Source organism: Synechococcus sp. 65AY6A5, assembly GCF_002760415.1.
GTDB lineage: Bacteria > Cyanobacteriota > Cyanobacteriia > Thermostichales > Thermostichaceae > Thermostichus.
This window is the reverse complement of record NZ_AXUW01000001.1, coordinates 1,058,993-1,079,832: the sequence shown is the minus strand read 5'-3', so window position 1 is coordinate 1,079,832 and position 20,840 is coordinate 1,058,993. Positions and strand designations below refer to the sequence as shown.

Genomic DNA, 20,840 nt, shown 5'->3' with positions numbered 1-20,840 from the left:
ACTCGCTTCTCAAAAACTCCAAAAAGTCTCCTTTCTTCATCCCACCCTTGATGACACGACAGCCAACTACACCTCTCAAGGAAATAGCTCCAATAACCGTATACTTTTCCCCCTTGTATCTTTGACGGTAATGATAAGCCCGTTGACCACGTAAACTCCGAGATACTCCCCGCTCCATTCCCTCCCAGACCCCTGTCTGGTCGAGGGCAATCAAATCCTCTGCTGGAATATCCCTGACTTCTTGACTATAAGCTAGTCGTTCCCTTTGCACCTCCTCTTCTTTGACTTTTGCACTGCGGTAGGTCTTTTTTTTAGAGTCATTCCTTGCTTTTTCAAGAAATTATGTATCGTGACGATGCTTACATTGATTCCTAAGCGCTCGCGCAACAGTTCTTGATACTGCCACAGGTAGAAGTCTGGGTGTTCTGTAATAATTGCGATCACTTCCTGCCGATGTTGTTCCAAAATGCCCACTCGCTTGGTGCCTGCTTTCTTAGGAGCTAAATCTTGAGTTTGTTGGTACTGACGCACCCAGCGGTGTACTGTTCTTTTGGTCACCATGAAGCGTTTAGCTACCTGGCGGATGGAGGTGTTACCTGCCTGATAGGCTGCTACAACTCTTTGCCGCAAATCCAAAGAATGAGTCGGCATTCCTTTCTCTCCTTCCTCTTGAATACCTGTACCCTATTTTAAATTAAAAGGCTGTACTTATTTCCACGCCCAGCAGGCGGTGGAGAAATCGCTCAAGGCGGTCTTGTTCCTGCAACAGATCGAGTTCGAGCGCACACACGATCTGGTCAAGCTGGCGCGCCTGTTAGCGAATCGCGGCGTGACGCTGCCAGTCACGGAAAGCCAACTGCGCCGGCTGAACCCTTTTGCCGTCGCCTTCCGCTACGACGATTTGGAAATCACGCTCGCCTCTGACGATGATCTGACGAGCGTGGTTGCCCGGATGTGCCACTGGGCGAAGGAACAGATCAGCGCAGCAACAGAATGCGAGGAAAGCGATGGCCCGGACTACCATTGACCGCTTGATCATCAACTCTCCCTACGAGGAGCCGAAGAAGCACTGGCGCTACGATCGCGAGACGCGTACGTTCGAACTGGTTGAAGGGCGGCGGCCAGCGGGTTACGTGGTAGCGACTCCCGGTTCCAAATCTTTCGACGATCCGGGCATCTTCGTTGAAATCCCGCTTGTCAACCAGATCCGCCCGCGCGTCAAAGCCTGGCGCGAGGCAGGCTATCCCGGGATCACCAGCATCACCAGGCGGCTCTTGGCGCACTGGCATGACCCGGAGGAGTTCGACAGACGTCGCTTTTTCTTCTGTCAATTGGAAGCCGTCGAGACGCTCATTTGGCTGACCGAGGCGCCTGCTGCCGAGCGGGTGGGCATTGAGATCCCGGGAGACGGCGGGGACTTTGATCGGCGGTGCTGCAAGATGGCCACCGGCACGGGCAAGACCATCGTCATGGCGATGGTGATTGCCTGGCACATCCTTAACAAAGTGGCCAACCCCCAAGATGCCCGCTTTTCGAAGAACGTGCTGGTCGTTGCCCCCGGTCTGACGGTCAAGAAACGGCTGGCGGTGCTGGAGCCCGCGGGCGCCGGTAACTATTACGAAGCGTTCGACATTGTGCCGTCCACGCTGCTCGACAAGCTGCGGCAGGGGCGGGTGCTGGTCCACAACTGGCATGCCCTGGCCTGGGAGAGCGAAGAGCAGATCAAAAAGCGGAAGAGCGTGGACAAACGCGGCGCGAAGAGCGATGAAGCCTATACGCGCGAGGTGCTGGGCGAGATGGCCAACGCGCACAACCTGCTGGTCATCAACGACGAGGCGCACCACGCCTGGCGCGTCAACTGGGAAGCCGAAGGCAAGTACCTGCGCCAGCGTGATTTAAAAGACAGCGCCCAAGAAGCGACGGTGTGGGTTGGAGGCCTGGATCGGCTGCACCGTTCGCGCGGCATTCTCACCTGTTACGACTTCTCCGCCACCCCCTTCGCGCCCTCGGGAAAGAAGAGCAGTGAAGAGGCGCTCTTTGGCTGGATCGTCAGCGACTTCGGGCTGAACGACGCCATCGAATCGGGGCTGGTCAAGACCCCGCGCGTTGTAGTGCGTGACGACGCTGTGCCCAATGCCAAAACCTACAAGTCCCGTCTATACCACATCTACAACGACCCGGAGGTGAAAGACGACCTCAACCGACGCGCCAATCCCGAAGAGCTGCTGCCGGATCTGGTGCTGAACGCCTACTACCTGCTGGGCTACGACTGGCGGGAGACGTGGAAGGCCTGGAAAGCAGCCGACCTGCCCACGCCGCCTGTGATGATCACTGTCTGTAACCGCACTGAGACGGCAGCGCGGGTCAAGCACGCCTTCGAATCACGGCGCATTCCCATTGACGAGCTGTGTAACTCGGAGGGAATCTTGCACATCGACTCGAAGGTGCTAGAAGAGGCTGAGGCAAAGGAAGAGTCCACTGCAGTGGTGGAAGCTTCAGACGAGGCCGATGATGGAGAAGAGGAGGACGTACCGGTCGAATGCCGGCTGACCAAAGCAGAGCAGGCGGAACGTTTGCGAAAGATCGTAGATACGGTGGGCCAGGTGGGGCAGCCCGGCGAGAAAATCCAGAACGTCATTTCCGTTGGGATGCTCAGTGAGGGCTGGGATGCCAAGACGGTGACGCACATTATGGGGCTGCGGGCCTTCACTTCCCAACTTCTGTGCGAGCAGGTCGTGGGCCGGGGCCTGCGCCGCACATCCTACGAGATCAACCCACAAACAGGGCTGCTTGAGCCCGAATACGTCAATATCTTCGGCGTGCCTTTTACTTTCTTGCCGCACGAGGATAGCGGAGATGGCCCGCCGCCCCCGCCAACGCCCAAGACCGCCGTAGAACCGGACCCGGCCAAAGCGGAGTTTGAGATCCGCTGGCCGAATGTGGTGCGCATCGAGCGCTTACTTCAGCCAACGTTGACTCTCGATTGGTCAAAGGTGCAGCCATTGGAACTAGACGCGGCTCAGACGCCGCAAGTGGCAGAACTGGCACCAATTCTCGAAGGCAAGCCCGACGTAAACCAGATCAGCCGTATCGAACTGGAGAAGTTGGCGCGAGAGTTTCGCACGCAGCGCATCATCTTCGAAACTGCCCGCAATGTGTTCGATCAGGTAAGGCAAAGCTGGAGAGGCAGTCGCGAAATCTTGCTGGCGCAGTTGGTGCGGATTGTCGAGCAGTTCATTCGCTCTGACCGGATTTTGATCTCCCCACCTCTTTTTTATCAGGACGAACTGCGCCGTCGGCTGATCATCACCCTCAACCTGTCACGAGTTGTGCAACATGTCTGCGAGGCGGTGCGGCAGGAGAACACTGAGAAACTTGTGCCAGTCTTCGATCGCGACCACCCGATCCGCTCGACGGGCCAAATGCGCACCTGGTACACCAGCAAACCTTGTGAACGCACGCGCAAGTCGCACATCAACGTCTGCGTCTACGACAGCACGTGGGAGGCGTCGGATGCTTTCGTATTGGACAATAGCAGTGCCGTGAGCGCCTGGGCGAAGAACGACCATCTGGGCTTCGAAGTCCTGTACCTGTATCGCGGCGTGGTGCGGAAGTATCGGCCAGATTTTCTTGTGCGCCTGGCCAACGGCGACATGCTCATTCTGGAAACAAAGGGACAGGACACCGAACTAGACCGGGTGAAGCGGCGCTATCTGGACGAGTGGGTGCAAGCCGTCAATGCCCATGGCGCGTTCGGTCGCTGGCGGTGGAAGGTGGCACGTTACCCGGGCGAGATACGAGACACTTTGCTGCAAAGCTAGGAGCAGCAGGGCTCATGGTGGAGTACCGGATCCCGAAAAGTCTGCCCGGGGCTCCTGGCTTCATCTGAAGGCGGGGGATACCCCACCGTCTATACCGTGGGGAGGGATAGCGCCTAGCGCGATGATCAGCTAGAACCTTTCTTTTCCACCAGCAGCCTACCTGACTAACGAAATGGTTGCTTCGTCGATCCCTAACTCCCCTCTCCCAGAGGGAGAGGGGTTGGGGGCGTCAGCGGCGCGGAGCGCTTTGGAGACATCTCCATTAATTTGACTATAAGATTACAGCTTTCGCGTTCGGCTTCTCACTAGGCTAAGAGTAGTCTCAAAGCCGTTTTGCAGCAGGTGACCCATGTCCAAGGCAAAGATAGCGCTGGACTTTCAGGCGCGGATCCCGAGAGGCTATCTTAACCTGATGGGCTATGTAGACGAGTCGGAAGTCAATGGGCCGGGCCGGCGCGCTGTGGTCTGGGTGCAGGGCTGCCTGCGAGAGTGCCCGGGCTGCTTCAACCCTACTTCTTGGCCGTTTGAGGTCAACCAACTGGTGAAGATCACCGACCTGGCCGAGCAAATCCTCAGCAACCCCAGAAACGAGGGGGTGACCTTCTCGGGAGGGGAGCCCTTCTGGCAGGCTCCTGCCCTGGCCAGCTTGGCGCGGCTCCTGAAAGCGAAAGGGCTGACGGTGATGGCCTTCAGTGGATTCACGCTGGAAGAGTTGCGATCCCCCCAGGCTCCTCCCGGCGCCCAGGAGCTGCTGCAAGAGCTGGATATTTTGGTGGACGGGCCCTACCTGCAATCCCAGGCCATTCGCTCCCCCCACTCGCTGGTCTCTTCCCGCAACCAGCGGGTACATGTCTTTAACCCTGCCCTGGAAAACCAACTTAATTGGGCCAGCGACCAGGTGGAAATCCATATCCTCAAAGATGGAACCCGCATCGTTACCGGCTACGGCAGCCAGTTTCTCCTCGACGAGGCAGGCTCTTGAACTGCAGTGATCCTTTATCCTACACCTGCAGCGGTTCCCTGAGACAAGCGGGCAGTTGCCAGCACATCTCCAGCCAGTTTTTTAGCTCTTCCGGTTGGCCCATGAGGCTCATTTCCACCAGCAGAATGGCGGCTCGGTCGGCGGCTCCTTTGGATCCCAGACGAATTAGGGCAGACAGGCTTTCTTCCCGCCAGCAGACGGATACCCCCTGCCGGATCAAGGCCCGGGCGGCAACGGGGATGCACGAGAGTGGCACTTGGATGTCTCGCCGCTCGTAGTCGACAGTAGGTAGCATGAACGGCAACCCAAATCTTTATTATGTCTTAATCTTCTTCCCTTTTCGCTTGTCTGTCACGGGTCTTTGCAAAGTATGAAGTAATCTTTTGTAAACTTTGTAGAGTTCTCGACATCGTTGAGAACAGTGGGCGAGCAAGCGCGGGATCTCTCGCGGGATCCCTGGAGAAAACTTAAAAGATAGCGGCGATTTCTCGGCCTCATTTCCCCACAGCCGCGAGAATGGCTGCATGCGCAGGAGATGGGGAGATGCGAGCAGAAGGTTGGGAGAGGCGAGTTGGTCGCTGGTTGCCCAAGGCCACCCTTGCCGGAGCCGTATTGATCCTAGTGGCGATGGGCAGGCCGCTGCGACTGGTGGGCAATGGAGAAAATATGGTGGTGTTCACCTGGGGAGGGGGGGTGAGCCCGATGGCTTTGCAGCCTGGTCTCCATTGGGTGCCGCCCTTTGTCTCTCGCACAGTCATCTTTGATGTGAAAACCCAAGCTCTGACCTGGAAAGACAACGACCCGACCGCCTACGCACCGCGGCTGGTGGCCCTTTCTCAGGATGGGCAGCAGATTGCGGCTGAGGCGACGCTGCAGTTTCGCATTGTGGACGCCCCCAAGGTCTATACGCAACTGGGGGAAAATTACCTGGATCGCATCGCCCCCATCGTCCGGTCGGTCATTCTGAATGAGACCAGCGGCTTTTCCGCCCAGGCTCTGTATTCCACGGAGCGCCCGCTGCTGCAAGGACAAATTCGGGAACGGGTGGCTCTTCTGCTGAAGGAATACGGCATCGAGGTTTTGGATTTTCTGCTGCGGGATGTGGATTTCGATCCTGATTTCGTAGCGGCCATTGAGGCAAAAACCATTGCCGAAAATCAACTGGCGCAAAAGCAATTTGAGATCGAGCAGGCCCGCCAAGATGCCCGCGCCATCATTTCTCAAGCGGAGGCAGAAGCCGGTCAATTGAGAGCCAAAGCACAGGCCCTCACCCAAAATCCGCAGTACCTAGAGGTGGTCAAAGCCGCGGTACTGGGATCCCGCCTGGAAACTCTGGTTACCAAATAGCAACCAGCACTTTTTCATCCTCTTTCCACGAGGAGCCGCCATGTATCCAACAGGAGAAGCACCCCAAAGCAGAGTGGGTTGGTTAACCGTAGGAGGGATCGCCGTCTTGGCGGCCCTGGGAGTGCTCCGCGCTTGCCTGTACGTCACTTTGCCCGGACATGCCACTGTAGTGTTCAATACCTTTTCCGGGCTGCAAAAGGGGCGGGTAGAATTGCCGGGGGTCATCTTCCGGATTCCAGGGATCGAAACGCCGATCACCTACACCGTGCTCACCCGCGTTTGGGAGTTTACCAACAACCCCGCCTCGGCCAATGCCATCAGCAACGCCATCACCGTGAACACCGCCGATGGACAAGCCTTTGCCATCGATGTGGCCATTGCCCTCCGGCCCAACCTCGCCACTTTGGATGAGCTGCACGCCAGCATCGGCGAGAACTATCTTTCCACGGTGGTGGTGCCGGTGGTGCGCTCCAAAATCCGGGATATCTCCGCCTCTTTCAATTCGGAAGACTTTTACCGGAAAAGCCAGCGGGCTGCCATCGAACAACGAGCGCTGGACTTGATTCGCCAAGAGATGCCTACTGTCAACCGCGATGGCCAAACCCTGCCTCTGGTGCAGGTGGAGGGCCTGTTTCTGGGCAACCCCGATTTCCCACAAGCCTTAAGAGACTCGATTGAACGCAAACAGGTGGCCTCGATTACAGCACAAACGGCGGCAGTGCGGGCGCAAATTCAGGAAAAAGAGACCGAGCGGCTGCTGATCTTGGCGGCGGCCAACCAGCGGGCCATTGAGCTGAAAGGACAAGCGGCAGCGCAGAACGCGCAACTGGCGGATCTGCTGTTCTACGAGAAGCTGCAAGAGCGCATCCAAAACCCGACGGACTCGCTGCCCCCTCTGCGCATCATCCGCGTCGAGGGGGATGCCACCGTGTTCCTCAACGTGGATCCCCGGCAGGCAGCCCTGCAACAGGCCCGATAGTCAAGCCTGGCCACGCCGTCGGAGCTGCCAGGGCAGGGTGGAACGGTCGGCAGCTTGCTGCGCCTGGGCCACGACGATCACCCCGGCCACCGGGATCCCGGCAGCGACCAAGACCTGCTGCGCCGCTTGGACGGTGGAGCCGGTGGTGTAGATGTCATCCACCAGTAGCACCGGCGTGGCGGGAGCGCGCTTGAGAGCAAAGGCGCCTGCCAAGTTCTGCTGGCGTTGCAGGGGGTTGAGCTCATGTTGGGCCGCTGTGGCCCGCACCCGCACCAGAGCGTCAGGTAAATGTCTTAGACCCGTCCGCTCGCAAAAAGCTTGGCTGATCAAAGCCGCCTGGTTGTAGCCCCGCTGCCGCAGCCGCTCCGCATGCAGAGGGATGGGCACCACCGTATAGTCGTGGCGAGACAGCAGGTCATGGCTTCCCTGGGATCCCGAACGCTTCTGTCGGCTCTCCAGCCAGCGGGATCCCAGCCATTCCCCCAAAACCGCGCCAATGCGCCGCTGTCCTTCATATTTCAGGCAATAGATGGCCCGGCGCAGCGCTCCCCGGTGGATCCCCCAAGCATAAAGCGGCCAAGGCGAAGTGGTGACCGGCCAAGAGTCGAGCCGCTCCGCCTGCAGCCGCCTTTGACAGTCTGGACAAAACACAGCCTTAGCCGGGCGCTGGCAGAGCGGACAAGGGAGCAAAATCCACCAATCCATCCAGTCCATCGCCTTTCGCGAGTTCCTTCTGGTGTGCAGAAGCTCCTCTAGGCTAGCTGAGGGGAACAAGGATGCTGAAATTCTCACTCAGCCAAGCCACCAGCCCAGAAGCTGATCCCTTAAGTTGACGCCGGGATCCCGCCTTGCTAGGATTTACTACTGCCGGATAATTGAGTAGCGATCTTCTCAGCCAACCCATGCCCACCATTCAGCAACTCATTCGCGAAGAGCGCAAGGCTGCTGTTCGCAAGACCAAGGCCCCTGCCCTGAAAGGATGTCCTCAGCGGCGGGGAGTTTGCACCCGAGTGTACACGACAACGCCCAAGAAGCCCAACTCAGCTTTGCGGAAGGTGGCGCGGGTTCGCCTCACCTCTGGCTTTGAAGTTACTGCTTACATCCCCGGCATTGGCCACAACCTACAAGAGCACTCGGTGGTCATGATTCGCGGCGGAAGGGTCAAGGACTTGCCCGGCGTGCGCTATCACATTATTCGGGGCACGCTCGACGCCGCAGGAGTGAAAGACCGCAAGCAAGGCCGCTCCAAATACGGGGCAAAACGGCCTAAGCCCGGCCAAGCCCCAGCCGCCGCTGGCAAGAAGAAATAGTTTCCCTCTGGACGTCATCCTGCCTTCAAGTTCTACAGCTCCTATGTCTCGCCGCAACCGTGCTCCTCGCCGTGACGTGCCTCCAGATCCCAAGTACGGGAGCCGTTTGGTTACCATGCTGATCCACAAGTTGATGATGAGGGGCAAGGCTTCTCTTGCCGCCAGGATCCTCTACGACGCTCTAGAGATTGTGCGAGAGCGCACCGGCCAGGATCCGCTGCCCGTACTGGAAAATGCCGTTCGCAACGCCACCCCCTTGGTGGAGGTGAAAGCGCGGCGGGTGGGCGGCGCCACCTATCAGGTGCCTGTGGAGGTCAGAGCGGAGCGAGGAACCTCATTGGCGCTGCGCTGGCTAGTCACCTTTTCCCGCACCCGTCCAGGCCGCACTATGTCTGCCAAGTTAGCCAATGAGATTATAGATGCGGCCAACGAAACCGGCAACGCCATCCGCCGGCGAGAGGAAGTCCATCGCATGGCCGAAGCCAACAAAGCCTTTGCCCACTACCGCTACTGAACCCCGCTGGCCGAGCAAAGGAGGATGTTGTTGGGATCCCTTCCCATTTGCCGAGAGCTGGGCTGGATCTGGAGGAGAAGGGGCAAAAAAGACTAGAATTGTAAAGGTTTTTTTAGTTTGCCCGAGTCGCAGGGCGACGAGGATTGGGAGGTTAACGTGGCACGCACAGTTCCCCTGGAACGAGTTCGAAATATTGGTATCGCGGCCCACATCGATGCTGGCAAGACCACGACCACAGAACGGATCCTCTTCTATTCCGGTCTGGTGCATAAGCTTGGCGAGGTTCACGAGGGAACCACGGTAACCGACTGGATGGCTCAGGAACGGGAGCGGGGCATCACCATCACGGCCGCGGCCATCACTACCCGTTGGACCAAGCGGGATCCGAAAAACCCCTCCCAACCTCTCGCCGGCGCGCCGGAATACACCATCAACATCATCGACACGCCAGGGCACGTGGACTTCACCATCGAGGTGGAGCGCTCGATGCGGGTGCTGGACGGGGTGATCGCCGTCTTCGACTCGGTAGGGGGCGTGCAGCCGCAGTCGGAAACCGTCTGGCGGCAGGCCAATCGTTACAATGTGCCCCGCATTGCCTTTGTCAACAAAATGGATCGCATGGGGGCCAATTTCCTCAAGGTTTATAACCAGATCCGGGAGCGCCTCAAAGCCAACGCCGTGCCGATCCAACTGCCCATCGGGGCGGAAGACGAGTTCCGCGGCATCGTCGATCTGGTGCGCTTGCAGGCCAATATCTACATGGATGAGATCGGCAAGGACATTCGCCCTGCCCCCATCCCGGAGGAGATGAAGGATCTGGTGGCGGAATACCGGGCCAAGCTGGTGGAAGCAGTGGCCGAGACCGACGAGGCCCTGATGGAGAAGTACTTTGCCGAGGAGGATCTGAGCGAAGCCGACCTAATGGCTGGTCTGCGCAAAGGCACCATCAGCGGCCAAATTGTGCCCATGCTGTGCGGCTCTGCCTTCAAGAACAAGGGTGTGCAGATGCTGCTGGACGCGGTGGTGGACTACCTTCCCTCTCCCATCGATATTCCCGCCATCAAGGGGGTATTGCCGGATGGGTCGGAGGTGTCGCGCAAAGCCAGCGACGATGAGCCCTTCTCCGCCCTGGCCTTCAAGCTGATGAGCGACAAGTACGGAGACCTCACCTTTATCCGCGTTTACTCTGGGGTGCTAACCAAGGGCACCTATGTGCTCAACTCCACCAAGAACAAAAAGGAGCGCATCTCCCGCCTAGTGGTGCTCAAGGCGGACGAGCGTCTGGATGTAGATGAGCTGCGGGCAGGCGATCTGGGGGCTGTGTTGGGCCTGAAAGATACCACCACTGGGGACACCCTCTGCGACGAAAACGCGCCGGTGATCCTGGAGTCCCTATATATCCCCGAGCCGGTAATCTCGGTGGCTGTCGAGCCCAAGACCAAAGCCGATATCGACAAACTCTCCAAAGCGCTGCAGGCCCTGGCCAAGGAGGATCCCACCTTCCGCGTCTCGGTGGATCCGGAGACCAACCAAACCATCATCTCCGGCATGGGCGAGCTCCACCTGGAGATTCTGGTGGATCGCATGCTGCGGGAGTTCAACGTAGAAGCCAACGTGGGCAACCCCCAAGTGGCCTACCGCGAAACCATCCGCAAGCCAGTTAGCCGCGTGGAAGGGAAGTTCATCCGCCAGACTGGCGGCCGCGGCCAGTACGGCCATGTGGTCATCGACCTGGAGCCGGCAGAGCCGGGCACGGGGTTCGAGTTTGTCTCCAAAATTGTGGGTGGTGTCATCCCCAAAGAGTACATTCCGCCTGCCGAGCAAGGGATCCGCGAAGCCTGCGAGTCCGGCGTCTTGGCTGGCTATCCTTTGATCGATATTCGCGTCACGCTGGTGGACGGCTCCTACCACGAGGTGGACTCCAGCGAAATGGCCTTCAAGATCGCCGGCTCGATGGCGTTGAAGGAGGCTGCTCGCAGAGCCAACCCCGTCCTGCTGGAGCCGATGATGAAGGTGGAGGTGGAAGTTCCCGAAGCCTTCGTCGGGGATGTTATCGGAGACATCAACGCCCGTCGCGGCCAGATGGAGGGGATGAGTACAGAGGGCGGCATCTCCAAGGTCAATGCCAAGGTTCCCTTGGCGGAGATGTTTGGATATGCCACCGACATCCGCTCCAAAACCCAAGGGCGGGGCATCTTTACGATGGAGTTCAGCCACTACGAGGAAGTTCCTCGCAATATCGCGGAAGCCATCATTGCCAAAAGCAAAGGAAACGTAGCTAACTGAAAAAGGAAGTGAGGATTCATGGCACGCCCTAAGTTCGAACGCACCAAACCCCACGTCAACGTTGGCACCATTGGCCACGTCGACCACGGCAAGACGACGTTGACCGCCGCCATTACTATGACCCTGGCTGCTCTGGGTCAGGCCACAGCCAAGCGCTATGACGAGATCGACGCGGCGCCAGAGGAGAGAGCCCGCGGTATCACTATCAACACTGCCCACGTGGAGTACCAGACGGAGAAGCGTCACTACGCCCACGTGGACTGCCCCGGCCACGCCGACTACGTGAAAAACATGATCACGGGCGCGGCCCAGATGGATGGGGCCATCCTGGTGGTCTCGGCGGCCGATGGGCCGATGCCGCAGACGCGGGAGCACATCCTGTTGGCCCGTCAGGTGGGGGTACCCAGCTTGGTGGTCTTCCTCAACAAGGTGGACATGGTGGACGACGAGGAGCTGCTGGAGCTGGTGGAGCTGGAGATACGGGAGCTCCTCTCCAAGTACGACTTCCCCGGCGACGAAATCCCCATCATCAGAGGATCCGCTCTCAAGGCTCTGGAAAGGATGCAGGCCAACCCCAAAACCCAGCGGGGTGAGGATCCCTGGGTGGACAAGATCTACGAGCTGATGGATGCGGTAGACTCCTACATTCCAACGCCGGAGCGGGATGTGGACAAGCCCTTCCTGATGGCAGTGGAAGATGTCTTCTCGATCACCGGTCGCGGCACGGTGGCGACGGGCCGGATCGAGCGGGGCCGCATCAAAGTTGGCGAAACCGTGGAGCTGGTGGGATTGCGAGAAACCCGTTCCACCACCGTTACCGGTCTAGAGATGTTCCAGAAGACGCTGGACGAGGGGATTGCCGGCGACAACGTGGGTGTGTTGTTGCGGGGTATTCAGAAGAACGAGGTGGAGCGGGGCATGGTGCTGGCCAAGCCCAAGACCATCACTCCTCACACCCAGTTCGAGTCGGAGGTTTACGTCCTCAAGAAGGAAGAGGGCGGACGTCACACCCCCTTCTTTGCCGGCTATCGTCCTCAGTTCTACGTGCGTACCACCGACGTCACCGGCACCATCACTTCCTTCACGGCTGACGACGGCTCTAAGCCGGAGATGGTGATGCCCGGCGACCGCGTCAGGATGACGGTAGAGCTGATCCAGCCCATCGCCATCGAGCAAGGGATGCGCTTTGCCATTCGTGAGGGCGGTCGTACCGTAGGGGCCGGTGTGGTCTCTAAGATCCTGAAGTAAGCGGCTTTCTCTTGGCAGGGATTGGGCGCTGGTCACTCCAGGCAAGCTCGATCCCTGCCATTTTTTTGAGTACACCCTACCTTCTCTCCGACTATGGCTACCTTGACCCAACAGAAAATTCGTATCCGCCTAAAGGCCTACGACCATCGGCTACTGGATACTTCCTGCAACAAAATCGTGGACACGGCCCGCCGCACGGAGGCTGTGCCAGTTGGCCCGATCCCTTTGCCGACGCGGCGTCGCCTCTACTGTGTGCTGCGTTCCCCCCACACGGACAAGGATTCGCGGGAACATTTTGAAGTTCGCACCCACCGCCGCATTATCGACATCTACTCCCCCTCTTCCAAAACCATCGATGCTTTGATGAAGCTGGATCTGCCGGCAGGGGTGGACATCGAGGTGAAATTGTGAGGCTCCGCTCGGGGATCCGGCGCTAGGTTAGGCAAGGGGGCAGGTGGTGACCACAGCAGTCGAGCAAAAAAGACGAGAAGAGGGCGCCGCCATTGGGGAGGGGACGGCGGCTTCTGAGCCCATCCCGGTCTTGGTGGTGGGAGCCCTGGGCAAGATGGGGCGGGAGGTGGTGCGGGCGGTGGCCCAAACCCCCGACATGAAGTTGGTGGGGGCGGTGGCCCGTTCCCAGTTGGGCTCGGACATTGGCGAGGTGTTGGGCCTGGGATCCCTGGGAGTCGAGATTACCGACGACCTGGCGGGCCAGTTGCTGCGGCTGTCGCAGCGGAGCGCCCGAGGCGTCATGGTGGATTTCACCCATCCGCGCTCTGTGTATGAAAACGTCCGCTCGGCCATTGCGTTTGGGGTGCGGCCGGTGGTGGGGACGACGGGCCTGACGCCGGAGCAGGTGGAGCGGCTGAGGGATCTGGCGGATAAGTCCGGTGTGGGCTGTCTAATTGCGCCCAACTTTGCCATCGGCATGATCCTGCTGCAGCAGATGGCGCTGCAGGCGGCCCAATATTTCGATCACGTGGAGATTGTCGAGCTGCACCACAACCGCAAGGTCGATGCCCCCAGCGGCACGGCTCTGCAGACGGCGCAGCGGCTGGGACAACTGGGCAAAGCTTTTAACCCGCCTGAGGTGGAAGAAAAGGAGCTGATCCCCGGCTCGCGGGGAGGGATCCCCGGCCCCAACATCCCCATCCACAGCGTTCGCCTGCCGGGGCTTATTGCCCACCAGGAGGTGATCTTCGGCGGCATGGGGCAGACGTTGACCTTGAGACACGACATCACGGATCGGATGGCCTTCATGCCGGGAGTGATCCTGGGCATTCGCAAGGTGCTGCAGCTCAAGGGGCTGGTCTACGGCTTGGAGCAGGTGTTGAGCTAGCTGCTCAGGGGCGGGATCCCGGCCTCGTCCAGGATGTGCGGGATGAGGTGTTCGGCCTTGACGGCCATCAGGTGCACGCCGTGACAGATCTGGCGGGCCTGGCGCACCTGTTCGGCAGCAATGCGGATCCCTTCTTCGAGGGGATCGGGGGCATCGGCCAGCCGCTGGATAATGGCGTCCGGGATCTGCACCCCCGGCAAGTTGCGGTTGATGAAGAGGGCGTTTTTGGCGGATTTGAGCAGGAAGATGCCCGCCAGGATGGGCTTGCCGGCGGGGCGGCCCAGCTTGTCCATGAAGCGCTCCAGTTGCTCGAAGTCGGTCACCATCTGGCTTTGGAAAAACTGGGCTCCGTTCTCCAGCTTGCGGTGGAAGCGCCGCTCCAGGCCGGAAAAGCTGGGGGATTGCGGCTCTACGGCTGCCCCCGGGAACAGACAGGTGCCGCCGTCGGGGAGGGGCTTGCCGTTGCAGTCGAGGCCGTTGTTGAGGCGTTGGATAAGCTGCAGCAGACGCACCGATTCCAGGTCAAAGACTGGGCGGGCATCGGGGCAATCCCCCACCTGGATGGGATCCCCGGTGAGGGCCAGCACGTTGCGCAGGCCGAGCGCTGAGGCCCCCAACAGATCCCCCTGCAGAGCCAGGCGGTTGCGATCCCGGCAGGCCAGCTGCAGGATGGGTTCAACGCCCGCCTGCTGCAACAGCAGCGAGGCGGCCAGGGGGCTCATGCGGGCCATGGCGCGGTTGGAGTCCGTGATGTTGACGGCATGCACCCGGCCCTTGAGCTGCTGGGCCAGAGAGAGCAGGGTGCTGGTGTCGGATCCCTTGGGGGGGGTGATCTCAGCCGTGAGCAAAAATTCCCCCCGCTGGATGGCTTGGGCAAAGCGCGACGGTGGTGGGCAGGTCAGGGCCACAATTCTGGGAAGACCGAAAGAAAAAGCAGTGGGTTGGCCTATTATCCGCTGTTTTGGGAGGGTTTTTCCAGCCAAAGCGCTTTTCTCAGGGCTTGGGCGAAGGGGAAGGGCTGGGCGGAGGCTGCACCCGCATTTCTCCCAGCCAGAGGGGGGGATCCCCCTGGTGCAGACGCTGCTGCCAGTTTGTCGCCGCCGCGGGCGGGATCCCCTGCGGGCCCAGGGCCCAGCTCCAGCCAATCACCTGGAGCCACCGCCCGGCTTGCAAGCCTTCCAAAAAGGGCTGGGCAGCTTCTGCGTCGGGAGACGGCCCGCTGAGGATCAGGGGCAACTGGGGGTTAAAGGCCACAAGGCGACGGTACAACGCTTCAAAGGTCTCGGGATCCCCCTTCACCTCCAGGCTCAGCCAGTCCACCCCTGGCAAGGCGGCCCAGGCAGACGCTGCCTCGTTATCCGCTCCCTCCAGCTCTAAAACCCAGAGCAAATTGGCCTCAGAGCGCAGGGTTTGTATCAGGTGACGGTAGGCCCGTCGTTGCAGCTCTGTATCCCCGTCCCCGACAGCTACGGCCAGGATAATCGGGGTGGCAAAGCGCTGGATGCCCCGAGCCCAAGAGCGCAAGGTCTCATCCTGTTCGCCCGCAGCCAGGGAAGAGAGGTGGGCCGGCTGCAGCCGCAGGCGTAGGTAGGGAACGGAGCCGCTCTCCCGCAGGCGATTGGCCAGGGGCTGGGGAAAGTCCTGGCGCGGATCCCAGAGGTGCTCCACCGCTGCCCAGGCGGGGGGCTGGCCAATGGCCTGGCGATAGGCCAGAAGCTGCTCCCAAGTTGGCATGCCCGACCAAGTGACCCCATGATACAGCCGGCTCGTGGGGGGAGGCAGCGGCCTGCCCCGCTGAAAAGGGGCAGAATCGGGCGGGATGGGGGAGGTGAGGACAACCTGCAGCCGTAGAGACGGCGAGGGGTCAGGGGCGTCGGCCTCCGGGAGGGAGAAGGGGAAACTCCACGTGCGCTCCTCGAACCGACCCTGAGTCATCTGGCGGGCATAGAAGTCCTGGGGGGGCGGCAGCGGCTCCAGGGCCTTGTCCCCCCAGAAGGCCTGCTGTACCACCAGGCGCACCCCCTCGCCAGGGTGAACTAGGGGCGTGGTGGTATCCAGGTGAAAGCTGCCGCTGAGGCGGGTAAACGTCTTGTGGGGCTCAACTCGGAAAGAGAGTGTGAGCTGGTCAGGCCGATAGGTGCCCAAGGCGCGGGAGGAGGGGGTGGGGAGCAGGGATCCCAGCTGCTCTGCCAAGCTCTCGCAGTCGGTGCAGGGAAGGAGAGCCTGCGGATGGAGAGAGATGGGAGCCTTGCGGGCAGATTGCAACTGCTCAGACGTGATCACAAAGCTGGCCCAAAGGTGCTTCAGAAGGGGATCCCGGCCGGGCGGAATATCGGAGAAAGTTCGCCCGGGGGGCGTGGCTGTGCGTGTGCCGGCAGCCGTCCCATCCAGGGGCACCGTGGAGAAGGCGTCGCTGGAACATCCCCCCAGCAACACCAGCGACAGGATTAGCGGCAGAGTCCCCAAGAGCAGGGGCCTAACACTGGGTTGTAGCGGCGGCGATCCCCAAACCATGAACTCACCTCAATACACCACCCCTCCGCGACCGCTTGGCAACGGCTAGAGGGATTCTCGCCCAGCAGCCCAACCTTGGGTTTGATCCCGATCACAACTTGGCCACCGCAGATCCCGCTGGCACCGCCCAAAGGCAAGCTCAAGTGGTCGAGCCCTGGCGACAACCCGCTACCCCTGCGGCACTGCCGCCGCCTCCGGGTAGATGACCAACATGCCCTCGTAGAGGATTTGGCCAGGCTGCAACTCCAGGCGATCGATGCGCACGCCTGGATCCAACTGGATGGGAAAATCCGCCAGGCCGGGGATGGGGATCTCCTGCCCTTCGCTCACCCACAGGGGATTGACCAGCCGCAACTGGTTGGGACCCTGAGCCTGTAGCCCAGTTAGCACCGTAACCGGCACCTCCACCCCCTCGGGAGTAACCAATTGGGCCTGGATGCGCAGCCGATTTTGCTGCAAGGTGACCTGGGGCTGGCGGATCAAGAAGGGCACCGCTTGACCTCCAAAGGGCAGTTGCACCTGCGCCTGGGCCAGTTGGGACTGGATGAGGGGAGCCTGAAGGCTGCGGTTGAGATCGTCTTCGGTGAGGCGCAAGCTCACCTGCACCGGCACGGGGGCCAACAGCCGCAGGGGACTACGTCCCTGGATGGCTTCCCCTACATTGAGGCGAATATCCTGGCCCTGCAGCCGCAGGTGGCTGACCTGGAATCCCTGATAGATGAGGTTGTCTCCCGACACCTGGGCCTGGGGGATCTGGCCGTTCAAAATCTGGGCGTCGGAACCGGCGATCTGCACCCGCAAGTTGTCCACCTGCTGCACCTCAGAGCGAATCCAGGCGGCCACCAGAGGATTGAGCAAGGAGCTGGCGATCTGGGCAAAAGCGGGCCAGGGCAAAAACATGGTGGGCAGGCTCAGCAGCAGAGCAAGCCCCAGCCGCTGCCCCCCTGGGGAGAGCCGTCGGCGGCGGCAGGCTGTCGGTGGGATCTGGGAAACAGAGGGACCCTCTAGAATGACCGAGTCCTGATCAGGCCGATAACAAGCTGTGGGCAGCACTGGGTACCTCAGCAAGGAACGACGGGCAATGGCGAGAGGCCAAGGCAAGGCCGAACTAGGACTAGATTACGACAGGACTTCTGCAGCGAATAGGGGGCTCTCCCGCACACCTGAAGGAACTATCCGTCTGTCAACTGCCACCAAAGATACCCCAGCCGCAGGTAGTGAAGCCGCAGCCAGGGGAAAGGGAAAAGGCGCGGTGGCTGGCGGAAGAGGGCGCTAATTTGGGGTCGGATGCCGGCGATCTCCTGGGCCAGGATTTTGCCTGCCCACACCCCTGTGGCCACGCCGCTGCCGTGGTAGGCCAGGCCGTACCAGAGGCTGGGATCCGTCGGCGAAGGGCCGATGTGGGGGTGAAGCTGGCGGGAGAGGCAAACCAAGCCGTTCCAGGCGTACTCGATCTCCACCCCCTCCCAGGCGGGAAAGAGGCGGTAGAGCTGCCGCGCCATCCAGGCCCGCAGGCGCTGGCGTTCCCTTGGGGCATCGCAGGTGCCGTCCCGCCCCCCAAACAGCAAGCGCCCATCCGGCAGGAGACGGTAGTAGAACAGCAGCCGTCGCGTGTCGTAGATCGGCGTCGGATCCCACCAGCCCTGAGCCCTTCGCTCTGCCGGCGTCAGAGGCCGGGTGACCAGAATGTTGGAAAGCACCGGCAACAGGGATCCGGCCAATTGGGGGTAGAGGTTGGCCGGCGTGTAGCCATTGGTGGCGATGACCAGGTGCCGTGCCCGCACCGTTCCCCCGGGCGTATGGCAAAGGTGGCGGGAGCCAACCTTTTCCCAGGCAACGACCCGGCTGGCGCTGTGCAATTGCGCTCCCCATTTCTGGGCGGCCTGGGCCAGCCCTTGGGCAAGCTTGAGGGGGTTGAGGCCAAACCCCACCCCGATGTGGAGGGCGCCGTGGTTCTCGCGGCTGTCGAAGCCCCGTTCCCGCAGCTCTTTGGGGCTGAGGAGCTGAACTGGGTAGCCGGCCACCTGGGCGTAGATCTGGTATTCGGCCTCCAACTCCCGCCAAGCGCTGGGGCGGTGGGCTACTGCGTACCAACCTTCTCCCTGGGCATCCAGGGAAAAGCCCTCGGCAGCGGCCAGCTCTTGCACGGTCTCCACCGCCTGCCGCTGATCCCGGTAGTAGCGCTCCGTCTCCGCCAGGCCTACCCGCCGCACCATTTGGGCATGGGTGAGGTAGCTCGCCCCCACTCCGCAGAAGCCGCCGTTGCGCCCAGAGGCGCCCCAGCCCAGGGATCCCGCCTCCAGCAGGCAAGCCGAGATGCCGTGATCGCGGGCCAGGTGCAGGGCCGTCGATAGCCCCGTCAATCCTCCTCCTATGATGGCCACCTCGGCCTCAACCTGCCCTTGCAGAGGCGCCGGATGTCGCCAACTGGAATCTGGTATTGTGCTGTCCCAGTAGCTGCCGACTGGGTAAGCAGGATCGTAGGTTTTGGGAGGATAAGGATTTGTCTTCGGGAGAAAAGTCCAAGCAACCATAGAACTTTAGAAGACTGGTTGGTCAAAAGCCAATTTCTCTTTGCCCATCGGCCAAACCTCCCTTTGAGAAGAGCTCAGCAGCGCAGCGAGCCGCCGTTTGCCCTCGCTGGCCCAGAGGCTACAGCAGGCACCAAAACCGCCTCTTCTGACAACCGCACCAACCCCCCCAGGGCTTGCGAACAGGCCTCTCGTCCCTGGTGGGCTGGCGAGCGGTACGCTGGCAGAGTGAGGCGGGCCAATCCGCCGTTGAAATACCCTGCCCGGGAAAATTGGCCGGGATCCCTTCCAGTTCAAGGCGGGCCGGGCCCGCTCTCCCCCCGCTGGCGGTGGAGCCGTCTCTTGCCGATGGGGGTGGATGCCGGAACCCCGGCGCTAGCCAGGGCTGCAGTCCCGACTGTTGCCGCTGAGCAACTTGGTGAGAAGGTAGAGTTTATCCATTGGCGTTTCTCTTTCCCGGGCCGGAGACCCCGCTGGCAGAATCAAGGTCTGCGGCCTTGGGTCATTTGCCAAGCAGCTTCACCAGGAGAATGCCAAACAAGTACAGGAACGTTACCGCGCCAGCCAGGAGGCTCTGGGTGAGGGGATCCGTGGAAGGGGTGAGAATGGCCCCCGCCACCACCGAACCTAGGACAACATAGCGCCAACCCTTGAACATCTGCTCAGCAGTTACCAGGCCCAAAGCTCCCAGCAGCGCCTGCAAAATCGGCACCTGAAAGGCCAAGCCAGTGCTGAACATCAGCAGCAGCACAAACTCAAAGTAGCGGTCGATGGACCAGGCCTGATCCACCACCCCTTCCCCATAGCGAATGAAGAAGTTGAGCGCCGCCGGAATGAGGAGGTAGTAGGCAAAGACCAAGCCAGCCACAAACAAAAGGCTGGATCCGAGCACCACCGGCCCCAACAGCTTGCGCTCCTTGACGCTCAGCCCTGGCAAGACGAAGCGGGCAATTTGGTAGAGCACAAAGGGCGTGGCCAAGAGCAGCCCCGAATATGCCGCCACTTTCATAGAGACGAAAAAATACTCGCCCGGCGCCAGTTGCAAGAAGGTCACCCCCTGAGCGGGCACCTCCAGCAGGGCGACGATGCGGTTCACCACCAGAAAACAGGCGACGATACACAGGGCCACCGCAATGACACTGGCCAAGAGGCGGCTACGCAACTCCTCCAGATGCTCCATCAAGCTCATCTCGACCTCGTAGGGAAACTCCGGATCTGGCACCCGAGAAGGCTCAGGTGTTGCCGGAGCTTGCTGCGAGGACTCGGTCTCAGAGGCAAGGGGCATGGGCCGACAGGTAACGAAACCTTTCCCGCTATCTTAGCCCTGCCCCACCCTTAAGGAAAAGCGCCCGCCCAATACATGGCCCCCTTCCAAGCTGTTCCCGGAAGGAACTGCCGGGTTGTGGACGGGAGCTGCCCTTGCTCAAAGTCTCTGCTTCACCAGACTGTTGACGTTCTCCCCCGAACCCCCAAACCCCCCGTATACGGGGGGACAGAGGGGAGCTAGGATCCCCGCCCCAAAGGGCTGGGGAGTATGTCAATACTTCATCTCGCCCGGCTAGGCTGAGGCGGGAGCAGCTCTAAAATTCTGAAGGACACAAAAGATACAGCCTTTTAATTTAAAATAGGGTACAGGTATTCAAGAGGAAGGAGAGAAAGGAATGCCGACTCATTCTTTGGATTTGCGGCAAAGAGTTGTAGCAGCCTATCAGGCAGGTAACACCTCCATCCGCCAGGTAGCTAAACGCTTCATGGTTACCAAAAGAACAGTACACCGCTGGGTGCGTCAGTACCAACAAACTCAAGATTTAGCCCCTAAGAAAGCAGGCACCAAGCGAGTGGGCATTTTGGAACAACATCGGCAGGAAGTGATGGCAATTATTACAGAACACCCAGACTTCTACCTGTGGCAGTATCAAGAACTGTTGCGCGAGCGCTTAGGAATCAATGTAAGCATCGTCACGATACA

General features: G+C 60.4%; 19 protein-coding genes and 1 pseudogene. 12 read left to right on the top strand and 8 right to left on the bottom strand.

Annotation, left to right across the window (positions count from 1 at the left end; translation table 11 throughout):
- A pseudogene (locus SYN65AY6A5_RS05085) lies at positions 1-651 on the bottom strand (IS630 family transposase); the annotation flags it as partial.
- 22 nt (positions 652-673) lie between these two features.
- On the opposite strand from SYN65AY6A5_RS05085, the gene SYN65AY6A5_RS05080 reads away from it, so the two are divergent.
- From SYN65AY6A5_RS05080 to SYN65AY6A5_RS05070, 3 genes are all read left to right on the top strand, one after another.
- Entirely contained in the window at positions 674-1,027 is a 354-nt protein-coding gene (locus tag SYN65AY6A5_RS05080) for a HEPN domain-containing protein (RefSeq protein WP_083759161.1), read from the top strand.
- A complete protein-coding gene (locus tag SYN65AY6A5_RS05075) occupies positions 1,008-3,821 on the top strand; it encodes a DEAD/DEAH box helicase family protein (RefSeq protein ID WP_099812165.1) in 2,814 nt (937 codons plus the stop codon). Before SYN65AY6A5_RS05080 ends, SYN65AY6A5_RS05075 begins: the two co-directional genes overlap by 20 nt.
- Positions 3,822-4,170: 349 nt before the next feature.
- Positions 4,171-4,803, top strand: coding sequence for a 4Fe-4S single cluster domain-containing protein (locus SYN65AY6A5_RS05070; protein WP_099812164.1), 633 nt, complete (start codon positions 4,171-4,173; stop codon positions 4,801-4,803).
- 19 nt (positions 4,804-4,822) lie between these two features.
- Here SYN65AY6A5_RS05070 and SYN65AY6A5_RS05065 read toward each other — a convergent pair whose 3' ends face one another.
- Positions 4,823-5,098: a hypothetical protein gene (locus tag SYN65AY6A5_RS05065; protein ID WP_228375478.1), complete on the bottom strand. Its 276-nt coding sequence runs from the start codon at positions 5,096-5,098 to the stop codon at positions 4,823-4,825.
- A gap of 248 nt (positions 5,099-5,346) precedes the next feature.
- Here SYN65AY6A5_RS05065 and SYN65AY6A5_RS05060 point away from each other — a divergent pair, with 248 nt between their 5' ends.
- On the top strand, positions 5,347-6,150 hold the full coding sequence (locus SYN65AY6A5_RS05060; RefSeq protein ID WP_011430154.1) for a prohibitin family protein: 804 nt from the start codon (positions 5,347-5,349) through the stop codon (positions 6,148-6,150).
- Positions 6,151-6,223: 73 nt separating this feature from the next.
- Complete coding sequence (locus SYN65AY6A5_RS05055) at positions 6,224-7,129, top strand: prohibitin family protein (protein ID WP_240530987.1); 906 nt, start codon at positions 6,224-6,226, stop codon at positions 7,127-7,129.
- Here the strand turns inward: SYN65AY6A5_RS05055 and SYN65AY6A5_RS05050 are convergent, their stop codons facing one another.
- Positions 7,130-7,834: a ComF family protein gene (locus tag SYN65AY6A5_RS05050; protein WP_011430156.1), complete on the bottom strand. Its 705-nt coding sequence runs from the start codon at positions 7,832-7,834 to the stop codon at positions 7,130-7,132.
- Between the two features lie 197 nt (positions 7,835-8,031).
- Between SYN65AY6A5_RS05050 and rpsL the strand changes: the two genes are divergently transcribed.
- The 6 genes from rpsL to dapB all read left to right on the top strand — a co-directional run bounded on the left by rpsL (position 8,032) and on the right by dapB (position 13,826).
- Entirely contained in the window at positions 8,032-8,439 is a 408-nt protein-coding gene (gene rpsL / locus SYN65AY6A5_RS05045) for a 30S ribosomal protein S12 (protein ID WP_011430157.1), read from the top strand.
- 43 nt (positions 8,440-8,482) lie between these two features.
- Positions 8,483-8,953, top strand: coding sequence for a 30S ribosomal protein S7 (gene rpsG, locus SYN65AY6A5_RS05040; protein ID WP_011430158.1), 471 nt, complete (start codon positions 8,483-8,485; stop codon positions 8,951-8,953).
- Between the two features lie 156 nt (positions 8,954-9,109).
- The gene (fusA, locus tag SYN65AY6A5_RS05035; protein ID WP_099884506.1) at positions 9,110-11,239 is read left to right on the top strand and encodes an elongation factor G; all 2,130 of its coding nucleotides are present in this window, start codon (positions 9,110-9,112) and stop codon (positions 11,237-11,239) included.
- An 18-nt stretch (positions 11,240-11,257) separates the two neighbouring features.
- The gene (tuf, locus tag SYN65AY6A5_RS05030; RefSeq protein WP_099884019.1) at positions 11,258-12,487 is read left to right on the top strand and encodes an elongation factor Tu; all 1,230 of its coding nucleotides are present in this window, start codon (positions 11,258-11,260) and stop codon (positions 12,485-12,487) included.
- Between the two features lie 93 nt (positions 12,488-12,580).
- Positions 12,581-12,898 carry a 30S ribosomal protein S10 gene (rpsJ, locus tag SYN65AY6A5_RS05025; RefSeq protein WP_099812160.1) on the top strand — a complete coding sequence of 106 codons (318 nt, stop codon included), beginning with the start codon at positions 12,581-12,583 and terminating at the stop codon, positions 12,896-12,898.
- Between the two features lie 91 nt (positions 12,899-12,989).
- The gene (dapB, locus tag SYN65AY6A5_RS05020) at positions 12,990-13,826 is read left to right on the top strand and encodes a 4-hydroxy-tetrahydrodipicolinate reductase (RefSeq protein ID WP_041439013.1); all 837 of its coding nucleotides are present in this window, start codon (positions 12,990-12,992) and stop codon (positions 13,824-13,826) included.
- On the opposite strand, the gene SYN65AY6A5_RS05015 is transcribed toward dapB, so the two are convergent.
- From SYN65AY6A5_RS05015 to tatC, 5 genes are all read right to left on the bottom strand, one after another.
- Positions 13,823-14,734, bottom strand: coding sequence for a methylenetetrahydrofolate reductase (locus tag SYN65AY6A5_RS05015; RefSeq protein ID WP_011430163.1), 912 nt, complete (start codon positions 14,732-14,734; stop codon positions 13,823-13,825). The genes dapB and SYN65AY6A5_RS05015 overlap by 4 nt on opposite strands.
- Before the next feature lie 85 nt (positions 14,735-14,819).
- Positions 14,820-16,340: a hypothetical protein gene (locus SYN65AY6A5_RS05010; protein ID WP_099884017.1), complete on the bottom strand. Its 1,521-nt coding sequence runs from the start codon at positions 16,338-16,340 to the stop codon at positions 14,820-14,822.
- A gap of 168 nt (positions 16,341-16,508) precedes the next feature.
- A complete protein-coding gene (locus SYN65AY6A5_RS05005; protein WP_240527375.1) occupies positions 16,509-17,441 on the bottom strand; it encodes a DUF2993 domain-containing protein in 933 nt (310 codons plus the stop codon).
- Between the two features lie 71 nt (positions 17,442-17,512).
- Positions 17,513-18,724: an FAD-dependent oxidoreductase gene (locus SYN65AY6A5_RS05000; RefSeq protein WP_228375481.1), complete on the bottom strand. Its 1,212-nt coding sequence runs from the start codon at positions 18,722-18,724 to the stop codon at positions 17,513-17,515.
- Positions 18,725-19,373: 649 nt separating this feature from the next.
- Complete coding sequence (gene tatC, locus SYN65AY6A5_RS04995) at positions 19,374-20,060, bottom strand: twin-arginine translocase subunit TatC (protein ID WP_228375510.1); 687 nt, start codon at positions 20,058-20,060, stop codon at positions 19,374-19,376.
- Between the two features lie 472 nt (positions 20,061-20,532).
- Here tatC and SYN65AY6A5_RS04990 point away from each other — a divergent pair.
- The coding region (locus tag SYN65AY6A5_RS04990) for a helix-turn-helix domain-containing protein (RefSeq protein ID WP_143597138.1) at positions 20,533-20,840 on the top strand (308 nt) is incomplete at its 3' end.

Excerpts from the sequence above, each read along its gene's own strand:
- SYN65AY6A5_RS05075 (WP_099812165.1), top strand. The coding sequence starts at position 1,008 with ATGGCCCGGACTACCATTGACCGCTTGATCATCAACTCTCCCTACGAG.
- SYN65AY6A5_RS05070 (WP_099812164.1), top strand. The coding sequence starts at position 4,171 with ATGTCCAAGGCAAAGATAGCGCTGGACTTTCAGGCGCGGATCCCGAGA.
- SYN65AY6A5_RS05065 (WP_228375478.1), bottom strand. The coding sequence starts at position 5,098 with ATGCTACCTACTGTCGACTACGAGCGGCGAGACATCCAAGTGCCACTC.
- SYN65AY6A5_RS05060 (WP_011430154.1), top strand. The coding sequence starts at position 5,347 with ATGCGAGCAGAAGGTTGGGAGAGGCGAGTTGGTCGCTGGTTGCCCAAG.
- SYN65AY6A5_RS05050 (WP_011430156.1), bottom strand. The coding sequence starts at position 7,834 with ATGGATTGGTGGATTTTGCTCCCTTGTCCGCTCTGCCAGCGCCCGGCT.
- rpsL (WP_011430157.1), top strand. The coding sequence starts at position 8,032 with ATGCCCACCATTCAGCAACTCATTCGCGAAGAGCGCAAGGCTGCTGTT.
- rpsG (WP_011430158.1), top strand. The coding sequence starts at position 8,483 with ATGTCTCGCCGCAACCGTGCTCCTCGCCGTGACGTGCCTCCAGATCCC.
- tuf (WP_099884019.1), top strand. The coding sequence starts at position 11,258 with ATGGCACGCCCTAAGTTCGAACGCACCAAACCCCACGTCAACGTTGGC.
- rpsJ (WP_099812160.1), top strand. The coding sequence starts at position 12,581 with ATGGCTACCTTGACCCAACAGAAAATTCGTATCCGCCTAAAGGCCTAC.
- SYN65AY6A5_RS05010 (WP_099884017.1), bottom strand. The coding sequence starts at position 16,340 with ATGGTTTGGGGATCGCCGCCGCTACAACCCAGTGTTAGGCCCCTGCTC.
- tatC (WP_228375510.1), bottom strand. The coding sequence starts at position 20,060 with ATGAGCTTGATGGAGCATCTGGAGGAGTTGCGTAGCCGCCTCTTGGCC.